Source organism: Paracoccus ravus (assembly GCF_004522175.1).
In the GTDB taxonomy this organism is placed as follows: Bacteria; Pseudomonadota; Alphaproteobacteria; order Rhodobacterales; family Rhodobacteraceae; genus Paracoccus; species Paracoccus ravus.
The window spans coordinates 1-14,460 of the sequence record NZ_SDEB01000024.1 but is presented as its reverse complement, the minus strand read 5'-3'; the positions used below and the strand labels follow the sequence as shown (position 1 = coordinate 14,460).

Sequence of the window (14,460 nt, the reverse complement as noted above, 5' to 3'; positions counted from 1 at the left end):
CGTCCGGCGCCCTCTCACGACAAAGTGCGATCCTGTCTGCGGTGATCTTCAACGCGCTGATCATCGTCGCCCTGATCCCGCTGGCGCTGCGCGGCGAGCGCTACGCCCCTGCCAGCGCGGCCGCGCTTCTGCGTCGCAACCTCACCCTCTACGGCCTTGGCGGCCTGATCGCACCCTTCATCGGCATCAAGCTGATCGATCTGAGCGTGACCGCGCTTGCTCTGGCATAAGGAGTGCCAATCATGATCTCGCAAATCCGCCCCGCCCTGACGATGCTGATCGCGATGACCGCGCTGACGGGCATCCTTTACCCCGTCGCCATGACCCGGTTCGCCGCCGCCATGGCCCCCGGGCTGTCGGCCCGCACTAGCCCGAGGCCCTTTGACATCCCCGCCCTGGGCATCGTGCTGGCCGCGACGGCGGGCACGACATTGCTTTGCCTTGCGGCGGATCGCTTCATCCCGGTGCGCAGCCTGTCGCTGATCTACATGACCATGGTCGTCGCCATCGCGGCCCGCTTCGGGCTCTGGCCCTCGGTCTGGGCCGGGTCGCTCGGCTTCCTGTGCTACAATTTTTTCTTCACAACGCCGCGCTTCACCTTCCAGATCTGGAATCAGGGACAGTTCCTGACGCTGATCCTGTTCCTGATCGCCTCGATCATCACCGGCAATCTCACTGCCCGGCTGCGCAGCCGGATGATGGCGCAGAAGGCCATCGCCGACCGCACGCGCAAGCTTTACGACTTTTCGCGCAAGGCAGCATCGGCGGCCTCGTTCGATGATGCGGTCTGGGCTGCGGTCAGCCATGTCGCGACGGTGCTGGAATGCGAGAGCATCCTCTTGACCCCCCATGCGGTGGGAGAACTTCAAATCGTCGGGCCTTCCCGCCCGAGGACCGGCTGGAACCGCGCGAGGTGACGGCGGCGCGCTATGCCTTCGACAAGGGGCGAACCGGCGGGCCGGGGCTCCGGCACGCTGCCCTCGTCGCGCTGGCTCTTCCTGCCTTTGGGCGTGCCGAACCGCCTGCTCGGCGTGATGGGGATTGCCTATGCGGATGGGCGCGAGCCCAGTCCGGCCGACCACCGTCTGCTGGGCACGCTGGTCGATCAGGCGGCCCTCGCGCTTGAGCGGATCCGCCTCTCCGAGGATCTGGCGCAGGTCCGGGTGCAAACTGAGACCGAGCGCCTGCGCGGCGCGCTGCTTTCCTCGGTCAGCCATGACCTGCGCACCCCGCTCGTCTCGATCCTTGGTGCGGCCGAGGGGCTTGAACAGGTGGGGACGCACAGCGAGGGACCGCAGATCCTCGTCGAGACCATCCGCGAAGAGGGCGAGCGGCTGGACCGCTATATCCAGAACCTGCTCGACATGACGCGGCTTGGTCCCGGTGCCTTGCGGCCGAAATCCGTGCCGACCGATCTGCGCGAATTGGCCGGCGCGGCGCGCCACCGCCTGCGCGGTCCCCTGCGCGGGCACAGGATCGAGGTAAGCATTCCCGCCGAAATGGCCGCCGTGCTGGTTGATCCCATCCTGATCGGGCAGGTTCTCGTCAATATCCTCGACAATGCCCACACATATGCCGGGCCCCCGACGCCGATCAGGATCGGCGCCACCACATGCGGCACCCGTGCGAAGCTCTGGATCGAGGATGAGGGGCCGGGTCTGCCGGTATCCGGAATCGACCCTGTCTTCGACATGTTCTGGCGCGCCGAGCAGTGCGATGGCGGTCAGGCCGGGACCGGTCTGGGGCTTGCGATCTGCAAGGGAATCGTCGAAGCCCATGGCGGCACGATCCATGCCGAGGCGGTCCATTCCGACGGTCGGGGCACGCGGATCGTGATCGACCTGCCCTTGGCCAGTCCGGCGCCGACCCAATGAGTGTGCGTATTCTTCTTGTCGAGGACGAGATCCCGATCCGGCGTTTCCTGCGGGTCGCCCTGGAAACCGCGGGATATGTGGTCTCCGAGGCCGCGACCGCGCGCGGCGATCATACTGGATCTCGGACTGCCCGATGCCGACGGGAAGACGGTGCTGGACCGGGTGCGGGAATGGTCCGCCATGCCGGTCCTCGTCTTGTCGGTGCGCAGTGACGAGGCGGGCAAGATCGCAGCGCTTGACGCGGGCGCGCAGGACTATGTCACGAAGCCCTTCTCGACAGGAGAATTGCTGGCCCGGCTGCGCGGCTTGCTGCGCGACCGGGCAAGCGAGGGCGGCGATGCGAGCCGGACGCTGGGGCCCTTGAGCATCGATGCCGTCGAGCATGCGGCCCGACTCGATGGTCGGGACCTAAAGCTGATCCGGAAAGACTTCGACCTTCTTTGGCTTTTGGCCAGCCATGCCGGCCGGCTGGTGACGCAGGACATGATCCTGAGAACGATCTGGGGACCCGCCCATGTCGGAGACAGCCAATATCTGCGCGTCTACATCCGCCAATTGCGCGCCAAGCTGGGCGACGATGCTGCCGATCCGAGCTGGATCTTCATTGAACCCGGCATCGGCTATCGTCTGGCCACGAAATGACATGGTCGCGCGGTACGACCGGCGGATTGGTTCCTATGGCCCCTTTTTCACCGGCCTGACCTTGCCCCGTGATCCGGACGGGGGTCGATTTGCTGTTGCAGGCCCGGCAAAGCCGGCTGCCGCCGCGACGAGGACGACTATTACTGGATCACCGGCCGGGGCAAGAAAAAGCGGCACCCGCCCAGTGGGAAGCTGAGCCCCGAAAGAAGCGGCCGATCCGCCTGCCAGCGCTTGCCAATGGGGAGCGCGTCGCGGATGAGTGAATCATCGACCGGCTTGGCGTTTCATTCTGCCGAGACAACAGTAGTATTCGTCGCACAACCAAAACTTGGAGATTGCGCAATGACGATCATGGGCAAGCAACTGTTCACGACACTGGACCCGGATGGAACGCTCACGGTGGCGGTTGAGCAAGTGTCCGTCCCCGATCCGACCGGCAACCAGGTTCTGGTGAAAATGGAAGCCGCACCGATAAACCCGTCTGACCTCGCCATTCTGGTCGGTGGCGCCGATCTGGAGACGGCAAGCTACTCGCCCGGCAAATTCGTCGCGACTGTCCCCGAGCCTTTCAACGCGGGCTCGAAAGCGCGCCATGGTCTCAAGCTGCCTGCAGGAAACGAAGGTGCCGGTACGGTTGTCGCAGTTGGCGACAGTGACACGGCCAGATCGCTGCTGGGCCAGCGCGTCTCTTGTGTTCCGGGCAATGCCTATAGCGAATATTGCATTGCCGACGCCGCGATGTGCCTGCCCTTGGGCGATCATTCGGCCGAGGATGGCGCGAGCGCCTTCATCAATCCGATGACCGCTCTGGGGTTCGTCGAGAATGCCAAGCTGGACAGGCAAGACGCGTTCCTGCACACGGTCGGGGCCTCCAACCTGGGCCAGATGCTGACACGCATCTGCAAGGAAGATGGCATCGGTCTGGTCAATATCGTCCGAAAGGACGGCCAAGTTGATCTGCTGAAAAGCCTTGGCTCCACCCATGTCGTCAACTCTTCGAATGACGACTTCATGGGCCAATTGAGTGCCGCGATCGACGACACCGGTGCATTTTATGGCTTCGACCCGGTCAGCGGCGGCCAAGGCGTCGACAATGCCTTCAGGGCCATGGAGCAGGTCGCGGTCAGCAGAATGACGGAATATTCGCGCTATGGCTCGAACCAGCCGAAGCGCATGTTCATCTACGGGCGATTGAACATGGCCCCGACCATTTTGACCCCAAGCTACGGCTTTGGCTGGACGCTTTCGGGTTGGCTGCTGTTTCCCTTTCTGCAAACCGCCGGAGCGGAAATCGTCAGCCGCATGCGCAAGCGCGTGCGCGAGAGCCTTACCACCACCTTCGCCAGCCATTACAAAAAGCGCGTCAATCTTGACGAGATGCTGACCAAGGAGGCCGTGATCGATTACAAGGCCATGAGGACAGGCGAGAAATACCTCGTTACTCCGTGGTCGTGATGTTGGTGTACGGATCTGATCGGTTCGTGTCAGGGCTGGGAAAAGGCGTGATTGTCGCTGCGGTTTAGCCTCAGTCCGTAGGCTGATGCCCGGTCAGGTGGATTGCGGTGCAAAGCACATCGTGAATGCTGCCTTTTTGGGGACGCAAGCACCATGCTTACGCTTCGGACGAAGACACGCGCCGGCGCGAAAGGTTGCGTGATGTTCGAATGACTGCTGCGGGGGATGGCGCCCCGCAGCAAGGTTTAAGACCGAGTGGCAGGAATGGGGGCAATCCCCCCAGAGCCCGCCTCGGATAAGTGAGTTGCGCGCGGTGCGCAGCATATCATCCCTGTCCAGCTTTCATCGTTTCTGCTGATGAACCAGGTTCGTGACGTGAATACTGTCCCTAGGTGGGAAACGAGGCCCGCCACTCTACGCGGTTTGCGCGTAGCCACCGTTATAGGCTTCGCTCTTCCTGCGCACTTGGGAATGTTGGACCACCCTTTCGCGGGCGACCCCTCGAAACTCTTCGATCGAAGAATAGCCCTTGCGCTGCAGGTAGTCGCCAAGATCGCTCGTCAGCTCCTTGATGAGGTTGACGCCGATCCCCCCGCTGCCCTTTTCCTCCATCGCGGCCGTGCAGACTTGCAGGTTCCCGGCACCATGAGCGATGAAATTGAAGGCCTCGCGGAATCCCCTGATGCCTCCGATACCGGAAATCGATTTGTCGGGGAACGCGCGGGAGACCTCCGAGACGCGCTGTATGGCCTGATGCAGGATCGCCAGACCACCCAGGCCGCCCGAGGCGACCAGCCCGTCCACCTCGACCTCGAATTTCAAGGTCTCCGGATCCATGAGCGGCAGAGAGGGGAAGGTGTTGCAGAGCGAGATCGAGGCCGCCCCCGCAGCATAGGCCGCCCTGGCCCCCTCGACGAGCGAGGCAGATGAGGGCGTGAGCTTGACCCAGATAGGAACATCGACCGCCCCGGTCACGGCCTTGAGGATCGACCGGATGATGTCTTCGTCATTCGCGATATGCGCCCCCATGTCCTTGCGGTCCATATGGGGGCAGGACATGTTCAACTCTATCGCATCGCAGCCGGCGCCCACACAAGCCCGTGCGAGCTTGCGCCAATGTTCCATTTCTTCCGCGTTGCCGGCACCCGCCATGATCGAGGCAATCAGCATGCGGTCCGGGTAGGTGGTCTTGATCTCCTCCAGATCGGGAAGCCACTGATCAAGCGGCTGGTCCGAGATCAGCTCCCAGTTCCAAGAGGAATGCGACACCGTGTCGGGCCGCTTGTTGCGCGAGACATAGGGCTTCGCTTCGCTGGCACGCTGAAAGATGGTCTTGGGACCGGCGACATTCTCTACCGGATGCATGCCGATGGTCTTGGTGACGACCCCGCCCCAACCCGCCTCGAAGGCCCTCAGGATCTTTTGCTTGCTTTCCGTCGGTGGCGCGGAGGCCAGGACGAAAGGGTTCACAAATTCAAGACCAGTGAAGTTCGTAGCAAGGTCATATGGCATCGCGGCCTCCCGTTTCTAAGAAACAGGACCCAATATTTTTACCAACCAGTCAATAATTTTCTCGACGCCCGCGCCACGCGCCTGCGTTCCGGGCCACGATTGCGTCAAGACTGTGCTCTCGAACCGTGCTGGTGAAAAAATGCTACGCAGAGCATCAAAGTCGGCTTCGGGAACGGCTCTGCCGCGCGACCGACCGGTCTGGACCGGCTCCCGCTGGCCTTTAATTGGCACAAAAGCTGAAGTCAGCTTCTCGGGACAGGTCGCCATTCATCCAGCAGCAAGACGATCCCTTTCCTTGCCTGCGAAAAGAGTTCAAGGCTTTTCCGGCCTTTCGAGACGCGGTCTGCAATTCGCCGTCGCCAGCCGCTTTCGTCCTATGGCCGAAATCCTCCGCAACGCCCGCGGGAAAGATCACGATGACCTCTCCCGCGGGACGCCTGTGTCAGGCGGGGCCGTCCATGTCGAATTTCGGCAGCGCCATCAACTGCTCGCGCGTCCAGGGCAAATAGATGCGCAATTCCGTGTCCTTGCGATAGGCGACCAGTTCCTCGACCGGGACGGCGACGCGATGCTCACCCATCCCGAGAAACCCCCCGACGTCGATCACCGCCTGCGCGATGTCATCTGTTCCCGCAGCACTTGGGGGGGACTGCATCTCGGGTGTCGCTTGGGCCGTCGGGCTTGCCTGCGGCACCGCGCTGCCAGTTTCCTGCGTGGGTGGCGAGGTGGCATCGGTTGGGCTTACCGTGTCATGGCCGACATTCTTGATCGCATCACCATCGGCGGTTGCGGTGCCGCTCGCCGTATTGGTCGAATCGGTTTCAAGCTGGGCCGCCTCGCCCTGCCCGGCCGCGCCCGCGTTCGGTTCGGGCACCGCCGCGCCGGTCACCCCGCCAACCTCGGTCGTGCCGCGGGTGGACATCGGCGGCGCCTCGGGACCGGGCTGGGCCATGCCGGGTGCTGCGGTCTGATCCATCCGGTCGGTCGAAGTCGAGCCATCGGCAAACACCAGCCCATGTACCTCGCCAATCCTTTCGCCGGTCGCATCATAGACTGTCGCGCCGTCGAGATTCTCGGGGCTGAGGGCCACATTCTCGGCCATGAAGCCATCGGGCGGGGTGATTTCGGCGGGCATCGCATCGGTCGATGTGGCCGCGGGCATGGCAGGCTCGGCGGGTGTCGCCGGATCGGCGGTCTGGGCCTGCAGGCCGGACGTTCCCAAGACCAGAACCAGAGCGGTCGTCGTGAAAAGCCTATGCATTCTTTTCCTCCTTCGCGCTTGTCTGCGTGGACCACGCAAACCTGCGAAGGGGCGGTTTGTTCCCTACATCGCGCGTTGGCCGGCCGGTTTCACAGATCCGGTTCAAGCACCTTGCGCAGCATCTGCCGGGCGCGGTGAACCCGGCTCTTGATCGTGCCGATATCGCAGTCAAGCACGCGGGCGGCCTCGAGATAGCTTTCCCCCAAAGCCCCGACCAGAATGATCGCCTCGCGGTAATGTGGCGGCATGTCCCGCAGCGCTTCATGCAGTTCGATCGCCTGCATATGCCATTCCTGTCCGGCCTGAACGCGCGGCTGATCGGCCACGCAATCCATGCCGCCGGTCTGTTCGCGCGCAGACTTACGGCAATTGGTATAGAAGCGGTTGCGCAGGATGGTGAAAAGCCAGGCCCGCAGATGGGTGCCGGGCCGGAAACTGTCGGCATATTCGATGGCGCGCAGCAGGGTTTCCTGCACGAGATCTTCGGCATCGGGCAGCGAACGGCAAAGCACCCGTGCATAGGCTCTGAGCGCCGGGATCTGCTCGAGGATCTCCTGTTTCATGCTACCCCCTCCCTTGCGTCAAGACGAACGCGCGAAACCGCCGCGAGGGTCCGGATGATCGCCCGCAAGGGCGATTTTCCGCCAAGGTTCAGCCGCGCGGCTTCTCGAGCGCCTGCGCAAGACGCCCGGCCAATTCGCGCAGCCGTGGCGAAATCGGTTCGCTCCGCACCTGCTCCAGAAGCTCGGAAACCGCCTTTTCCAGTTCCGGGCCCAGGGGCGGGCCTTCATCATTTTCCTGCATAGATGCCCTCTTTTCTGCTGATCGACCTCTGTTCCGCGTCTCAACCGGAAAATGCCTGAAATGTTGCGGCCAAGGCCTGCATATCGCGTCACGATCAAGCGAAGTCTAGCGCGAAACCCGGTCATTTCCAACGCGCGTTGGACGCGCGGCGAAGATGCTGGCGCAAGGGCCACAGGCGGGTGGACGGTTAATCCAATTCCGGATCCACCACGCAGCGCCCCTCGCGCGCGCGCAGCAAGTTATGGATCCGGGTCGCGGCCACCTCGCCCTGAGCCATTGCCACGCCGATCTGGTTCAGTCCCGTCACCACATCGCCGATTGCAAAAAGATTGTTGACCGAACTTTCCTGATGGGGATCGGTTGGAATACATCCCCGTCCCGCCAGCCTGACACCGGCGCGCGCCGCGAGGCTGCTCTGGGGATCGCTTCCCAATCCGGAATAGAGCGCCCGGAAACGATGCGAGGTCCCGGAGCCAAGCTTGATCGTGACGCTATCGGGATCGAACTGCCAGTCAGCGACAGAGGATCGAATGATTTCGACACCCGCGGAAGAGAGCTTTGCCGAAACCTCGCCTGAAAACGCGGGGGTCCTACCCAGAGTGAGCAGGCTGACGCGTCGGGTATATTGCCGCAAGAACAGTGCTTCTCCCGCCGCATCGTCCCCGGAGCCGATCACTGCGACGGACTCGTCGCGCAATTCATAAGCGTCGCAAACCGGACATTGTCGGATCAGGCCGGCGCGAATCTGGCGCAAAGGTGAGGCGATATCGGGCAAGCGATCCCGTGTCCCGGTTGCAAGGATGACATGATCCGCCAGCAGAATGCGATCGGCTGCGACCTGAAAAACAGCGTCGGGCAGCACGGTCAGATCCTTGACCTCGGCGGCGACCGGGGCAATTCCCAGCTTTTCCAACTGCCGGCGCATCCGCGTCAGAAGTTCCGGCCCGCCGATGCCGTCAGGAAAGCCAGGATGGTTGTGGGATCGGGGGATCAGCGAGGCCCTGCTTTCGCCCTTGTCGAAAATCGCCACCTTTCGCAGGAACCGGGCCAGATAGATCGCGGCGGTCAGGCCGGCGGGTCCGCCTCCGATGACGACGCAGTCCAGACGCTCGGTCACGGCTCACTGCAGGCTGCGCAGGCCGCGCTGGCGGAACTCGTCCTCGAGCAGGCCCAGCAGCCATTCGGCGAGCTGCTCGGAGGTCGCGCCCGATTCCGTCTCGGCGATGGCGCGCAGCAGCGTGGCCTCGACAAGCCGTTCCGCCGCACCCGCATCACAGAGCAATGCTCTGGCACGGGCGATGAGCCGGATCACGACCGCTTCCATGCCATCATGGCGCTGCGATGCCTCGGCATGCTGGATATGAAGATCGCGCAGCAGCGGTCTTGCATGGCTTGGCTTGAGATAGATGTGCTGCGTCCGAAAGCGCGGCGGAAACAATTCCCGATCATATCCCGTCAGAAATACGAAAGGGACATCGCAAGAGATCAGCAGATCGGCCACCGGAAAGGACTGGTGATCCCTGATCCGCACGTCGAGAATAGCGATATGCGCCTCCCTGGCATTGCCGAGGGCCTGATGAATATCGGCAAAGGGGCCGACGACCTCATCGCCGAAACCTCGGATTTCATCGGCAAGTCTTTCGGCCATGAAATAGTCGTCCTCGACGACCAAGACCCTTAGGGATTCCTGATTCATGCTCGCTCCGGATCCCGCCCCCCTCGTCGGGGCTTGTGGATGGCGCATCCGCGCTGCTTTTCCGGCCCCAAGCCGTCACGCGATGCCTGTGCCCCACCGTTGCAGGTCATTGCGACGAATACAATCCTTTTGGCCGCCCGGCATGTCTCAGTCATGGATCAGTCATGGATCAGTCGTCCCATGATCGAGGTGATGAGATCCAGATCCGCGGGTTTGCCGCAACAGACCACATGCGCGAAACGCGGCGGGATGATGGAGGGATCATATCCCGTCGTGAACAGCATGGGCACGTCTCTCTGGGTCAGCAGATCGGCAGCGGGAAAGACCATTTCCCCCCGAAGATTGATGTCGAGCACCGCGCCGTCGATCCGTTCCTCGGCGTGAATCAGGTCGATCGCTCCGGCCAGCGAGCCGACCGGCCCCAGAATGACGGCACTGGCTTCGGCGAGTTCGTGGCACAATTCGGCGGCAAGGAGATATTCGTCCTCGACCACAAGGATGCGGCATTGGTTCAAGGTGCGATCAGTCATGGATATCGACCGGATGGTTGGTGGAAGAAACCGGCAGCGACATCGCGCAATGCACGCCGTCGCGCCCCAGAGTATAGCTGGTCTTGGCGCTCAACTGATAGGGCAAGGCGCGTTCGATCAGCTCGCGCCCCTGGCCGGAGCGGCGGGCGAGGGTATCCATGGATGGCATCTCGACCCCGCTTTCCCGCCAGTCGATATGCAGCCATGGCTTACCCTCCGCCCCCGCGGGTTCGAAGCGCCAGACAATGGACAGACGCCCCCGAGGCTGGCCGAGCGCGCCATATTTGACCGCATTGGTTGCAAGCTCATGCAGCGCCATCGCCAGGGTCTGCACGGTCGATGACCGCAGGCGGATTCCCTTGGGCCCGTCTAGCGTCACCGTTTGCGGGCTGACATCCATCGCGGCGAGTTCCGTCGCGATCAGTTCGTCGAAGGTCACGCGGTCGAGGTCGTCGAGCCGCGACAACAGGCTTTGCACCCGCGCCAGCGCGTCTAGCCGGTCGTGAAATCCGGCGCGGAAATCGGCCAGGCTTGCGCTGGCCCGAGAGGTCTTGTCCGCCAGCGAGCGCACGACTCCCATGATATTGCGGGTCCGGTGCTGCAATTCGGCGACAAGGATTCGCTGGCGGTCCTGCAACATCCGGTTGTCGTCGATATCCGTGGATGTTCCCAGCCATTCGATGATCGTGCCGCCTTGGTCGCGCAAGGCCGTCGCCCGGGTCTGGAACCAGCGATAGGACTGGCTGGGCTGATGGCGGATGCGTCCCTCGAACTCCAGAATGCCGGTCCGGCCCGCCTGGTCCCATGATTGCAAGGCCGCCTCACGGTCCTCGGGATGCAGCGCCTGCAACCAGCCCCGCCCGGCACTTTCACGCGCGGATAGGCCGGTATAGACCGCCCATTGCGGACTGGACCAGGTCCATCGTCCCTGCCCGACCGCGCGCCAGACAAGCTGCGGAATGCCCTCGAGCAGCGTGGTCAGGCGCTTTTCCATCTCGTGGCTTTCCGTCAGGTCATGGCCGATCCCGCCGATCATCGTGATCCTGCCAGAGCCATCCGTGATCGGAAAATCGGTGCTGCGAAGCCAGCGGATCGTGCCATCCGCGGGACGGCGGACGCGGTATTCAAAGGTCACATGATCGCCCCGGCGAACCCGGGCGATCATCTGCTCGGCACGGGGCCGGTCCTCGGGCAGGATCAGGTCGAGCCAGCTTCGGTAATTGTTGCCCTGAAGCGCTTCTTCGCGGGTCAGACCGTAGATCGTCTCGAAGGCGGGTGTCAGATATTGCCATTGCAGCCGTTCAGCATCCCTGATCCAGATCACATCCTGCGAGGCCTCGCCGAATTGGCGCAGACGTTCCTCGACCCGCCCGCGCTCCGACGCCTCCTGATAATGCGAGATGATGATGGACCCCGCCTGCGCAATCGCAGATGCAAGCTGCCGCTCCCGGGCCTGCATGCGATGCGGCTCGTCAAAGCAGAGCGCAAAGGAGCCGACCGATTTGCCCGCCGCTGTCTCGACCGGGAAGAACCAGCCGCGCCGATGCGCCGGGCCGGAGGTCGCGGGTTCTGTCACGAACTCTGCGCCGATCTCGTCGCGGGCTGCGCCGCGAGGCCCGGCCTGCCGGGGGAGGTCCGGCCCCGGCGAGTTTCCGATGACATGGCGAAACTCTGCGTGTTCCGGGTCAGCGATATGGAAAGCGCCGCGGCAACCCCAGCCTTTCTGCTCGCTCACAAAACGGGTCAGCTTGCCCAGGGATTCCTCGGGGGCAGCGCCGTTCATTGCGGTGCGAAAGGCCTCTTTCTGGGCCGCGAGCCAACTCTCTCTTTCCCAAAGTAGCTCTTCGTGAAGTTTTCGGCGCGTGATGTCATTGACGAGAATGCAGAGCCGGTGCTCCCGCGGGTCTCCGCTCGGAAAGGCATAGACATCGAACCAGCGACCCAAGGCCACGGCCTGCTGCTCGAACCGGGCCGTCCGACCCGTCCGGGCGATCCGGGCACGAATCTGGCGCCAATATTCCGCATGTTCGGGCGCGAGCGCGCTCAGTCTGGTCCCGGTCGCATCCTCCAGTCCGGTCTGGCGGGCAAAGGCCATGTTGCTTTCGACGAAGCGGAAATCCGCGGGCTCGCCTGCCGGGTCGAAAAGCAGTTCGACGATGCAAAAGCCCTCGTCGATCGAATTGAAAAACTCGCGATAGCGCGCCTCGCTCTTGCGCCGCGCCGCCTCGGCCCGTGCGCGCCCAAGGGCGGACCAGAGCCGCTCGGCCGCCGTCTCGGCCAGAGACTCCTCGCCGGGTTGCCAGACATGGGCTGCGGCGTGATGGACATTGAGAATGGCGACCAATCCTCCGTCCTGGAACAGCGGCACGCACAGCCCTGAGCGCATGCCGGGCGCGGCCAGCGCTAGCAGATCAGAACGGCCACGGGGCGGCTCGCCGATATCGTCGAACCGGACCGTCCTTCCCGTCCGCAGTTCCGCGAGCAGCGGGCCGCCAAATTCCGAGAGCCGCAGAATCGCGGGATGCGTCGGACCCCGCACGCCACCCCAACCCGGCCGGAAATGAGCCAGACCTGCCTCTTCGTCGATCTCGGCAAATCTGGCCCAAGTCGCGCCGAGCTTCTCGCCCAGCATCCGGCTGGCCTCGGCAATCATCGCCTCGGGCGTCTCGGCCGCATGCAGCCGGTCGCTCAGAGATTGCAGAAATGCTTCGTTTTCGCGGGATGCGCGCAGCCCTTCCTCGATCAAACGGCTCTCGGTGATGTCCGAGGCCGTGCCCAGCCATTCCAAGATTGCGCCGTCGGGTCCAAGGACGGGGACGGCGCGGGAATGAACCCATCTGACCGATCCATCCGCCCTCCGCATCCGGTGCTCAGCATCAAAGGGCTGCTGCGTGCGCATCGCCCGCCCGATCGCCTGCTGCATCTGCGCCCGGTCCTCGGGCAACAGATATTCGTCCCTCCAGTTGCGGTTTTGACCGGCGGTATCAGAAAACGCTCGGCGTCCATCGATCTGCCGCATTTGGGTCCAATCCGCATTCATCCGATAGACGATATCGGCGCCTGAATTGACGAAGCTCCGGAACCGCGCCTCGCTTTCGCTGACCCTTTTTGCTGCATCGTCGCGGGCCCGTGCCGCATGATGCGCCCGGCTCGTGTCGCAGGCGGTGACAAGGATCCCGACGACGCGGCCCGCTTCGCGGATCGGACCATAGGTCAGGGTGAACCAGCCTTCTTCGGTTCCGGCATGGCGCGTGACGGGCAGCTTCTGATCCTCGAACGTGAGGCTCTCGCCCTTCCAGACCCGGTCATAGATCTGCTGGTTGGCGGATTTGCGCTCGGGCCAGCAATCGTGCGTCTGCTTGCCCAGCCCGTCAGGGTGCCGTTCGCCCATCAGGTCACGGAATCCATCATTATAGATCTGGACGAGGTCGCGCCCCCAAAGCAGGAGAGATGGAAAGCCATGATCCAGCACCATCTGCACCGTCGCGCTCAGCACCGCAGACCATCCGGCGCGGCGTCCAAGCGCCGTTGCGGACCAGTCATGCTGCTCGACAAGCCGAGCCATGGCTGATGCGCCTGATCCCGTCATCCTGCTGGGTTCCATCCTTCACGCGTGATCGACAGGTGATCGGTTGACCGAAATCCCGCCGGCGATTTTCTGATAGCCTGCTTCTCGGACCGAAAATTCCGCCGCAGTTTGCTTGCGGCTCCGGAGGGATGCCCCTCCGGAGCCTTTTCACGGGGTCAGGCCGCCGCCTCGTCCGCGGCGTCATATTCCGCGGCGGCATCATTGATCGAGCCCTCGGCCAGACCGTTCAGCTTGCCATCCGCGGCTTTCTCCTGCTCGAGGATCGAGTCGATATGGTCGCGGATCTCATCAAGGCCAAGCTCTTCGGCAAAGGCACGGATCGAGCCGTAGCGGGTGATTTCGTAATGCTCGACCGCCTGACAACTGAAGATGATCGCCGCATCCGACGCCACGCTGTCACCGAAATCCTCGAGCAGGCTCTCGCCCTCCTCGATGATCCCGTCGATCGCCTCGCATTTCTCGCCGCGGGCACGCTTGCCCAGGATCTCGAACACGGTCTCGAGGGTCTGGATCTGGCCCTCGGTTTCGGCGCGGTGGTCTTCGAGCGCCTGCTTCAATTCGGGATGATCGGCCTTGCGGATCATCTTGGGCAGGGCGCGATAGATCTTCTTTTCCGCATAGTACATGTCTTTCAGAGCGTGCTCGAGCAGATCCGAAAGCGATTTTTGTGGCCGCGCGCGCTGCGCATCGGCTGCGGATTTCTTCGCCACGGCCTGCGACCGTTTGCTGCGCTGCTCGCGGCTGGCCTTCGGTGCCGATCGGCCCTCGCTGCGGGCGCTTTTGCGGGTGGTTGATTGGGTTGCCATCGTCATCCTCCTGAACTGAGAACCCGTCTTTCCTGGCTTGAAATGCCATGCGCCGCCGGGTTGTTCCGGAGAGGAAAAATACAATTTGTTGAAGCGATCGGTCGGGAACAGGCAAGGATGATCCGCGTTAACGCGTCTTTTGTCCCGAGCGAATGGCAGGAGACCGTGGGTAATCCTCCCCGTTTTAACGGGGCGCAGAAGTAGACCTCAGGCAGCCATTTTCAGTTTCTGGGCGGGTGTGATGCCGCCGATGCCCATGTTGGGGCGCTCGTTGTTGTAAGTCCATAGCCA

At 63.1% G+C, this 14,460-nt stretch carries 12 protein-coding genes and 2 pseudogenes; 5 read left to right on the top strand and 9 right to left on the bottom strand.

Features of this window, described 5'->3' with window-relative positions; all coding sequences use genetic code 11:
* Positions 1-14 precede the first annotated feature (14 nt).
* The 5 genes and pseudogenes from ESZ60_RS16280 to ESZ60_RS16260 all read left to right on the top strand — a co-directional run.
* Positions 15-230: pseudogene (locus ESZ60_RS16280) on the top strand (potassium-transporting ATPase subunit B); the annotation flags it as partial.
* A 12-nt stretch (positions 231-242) separates the two neighbouring features.
* Positions 243-917, top strand: coding sequence for a DUF4118 domain-containing protein (locus ESZ60_RS16275; RefSeq protein ID WP_134681783.1), 675 nt, complete (start codon positions 243-245; stop codon positions 915-917).
* A gap of 12 nt (positions 918-929) precedes the next feature.
* Positions 930-1,874, top strand: coding sequence for a sensor histidine kinase (locus ESZ60_RS16270; protein WP_134681782.1), 945 nt, complete (start codon positions 930-932; stop codon positions 1,872-1,874).
* Positions 1,871-2,516: pseudogene (locus ESZ60_RS16265) on the top strand (winged helix-turn-helix domain-containing protein). Before ESZ60_RS16270 ends, ESZ60_RS16265 begins: the two are co-directional and overlap by 4 nt.
* Before the next feature lie 351 nt (positions 2,517-2,867).
* Complete coding sequence (locus ESZ60_RS16260; RefSeq protein ID WP_245155736.1) at positions 2,868-3,971, top strand: zinc-binding dehydrogenase; 1,104 nt, start codon at positions 2,868-2,870, stop codon at positions 3,969-3,971.
* Positions 3,972-4,385: 414 nt separating this feature from the next.
* Here ESZ60_RS16260 and ESZ60_RS16255 read toward each other — a convergent pair whose 3' ends face one another.
* The 9 genes from ESZ60_RS16255 to ESZ60_RS16220 form a co-directional block, all read right to left on the bottom strand.
* The gene (locus ESZ60_RS16255) at positions 4,386-5,483 is read right to left on the bottom strand and encodes a tRNA-dihydrouridine synthase (protein WP_134681780.1); all 1,098 of its coding nucleotides are present in this window, start codon (positions 5,481-5,483) and stop codon (positions 4,386-4,388) included.
* A 442-nt stretch (positions 5,484-5,925) separates the two neighbouring features.
* Positions 5,926-6,744 carry a photosystem reaction center protein H gene (locus tag ESZ60_RS16250; RefSeq protein WP_134681779.1) on the bottom strand — a complete coding sequence of 273 codons (819 nt, stop codon included), beginning with the start codon at positions 6,742-6,744 and terminating at the stop codon, positions 5,926-5,928.
* An 89-nt stretch (positions 6,745-6,833) separates the two neighbouring features.
* Positions 6,834-7,307 (bottom strand): sigma-70 family RNA polymerase sigma factor, encoded by a 474-nt coding sequence (locus ESZ60_RS16245; protein ID WP_134681778.1) that lies wholly within the window; start codon positions 7,305-7,307, stop codon positions 6,834-6,836.
* Between the two features lie 88 nt (positions 7,308-7,395).
* Positions 7,396-7,548 (bottom strand): hypothetical protein, encoded by a 153-nt coding sequence (locus tag ESZ60_RS20850; protein ID WP_167620190.1) that lies wholly within the window; start codon positions 7,546-7,548, stop codon positions 7,396-7,398.
* Between the two features lie 187 nt (positions 7,549-7,735).
* Complete coding sequence (locus ESZ60_RS16240) at positions 7,736-8,665, bottom strand: NAD(P)/FAD-dependent oxidoreductase (RefSeq protein WP_134681777.1); 930 nt, start codon at positions 8,663-8,665, stop codon at positions 7,736-7,738.
* A 3-nt stretch (positions 8,666-8,668) separates the two neighbouring features.
* A complete protein-coding gene (locus ESZ60_RS16235) occupies positions 8,669-9,244 on the bottom strand; it encodes a response regulator receiver protein (protein WP_134681776.1) in 576 nt (191 codons plus the stop codon).
* 158 nt (positions 9,245-9,402) lie between these two features.
* Complete coding sequence (locus ESZ60_RS16230; RefSeq protein WP_134681775.1) at positions 9,403-9,774, bottom strand: response regulator; 372 nt, start codon at positions 9,772-9,774, stop codon at positions 9,403-9,405.
* Positions 9,767-13,339, bottom strand: coding sequence for a PAS domain-containing protein (locus tag ESZ60_RS16225; protein ID WP_167620189.1), 3,573 nt, complete (start codon positions 13,337-13,339; stop codon positions 9,767-9,769). The genes ESZ60_RS16230 and ESZ60_RS16225 overlap by 8 nt, the downstream gene beginning before the upstream one ends.
* 179 nt (positions 13,340-13,518) lie before the next feature.
* Positions 13,519-14,169 carry a YciE/YciF ferroxidase family protein gene (locus ESZ60_RS16220; protein WP_134681773.1) on the bottom strand — a complete coding sequence of 217 codons (651 nt, stop codon included), beginning with the start codon at positions 14,167-14,169 and terminating at the stop codon, positions 13,519-13,521.
* Positions 14,170-14,460: the final 291 nt, after the last annotated feature.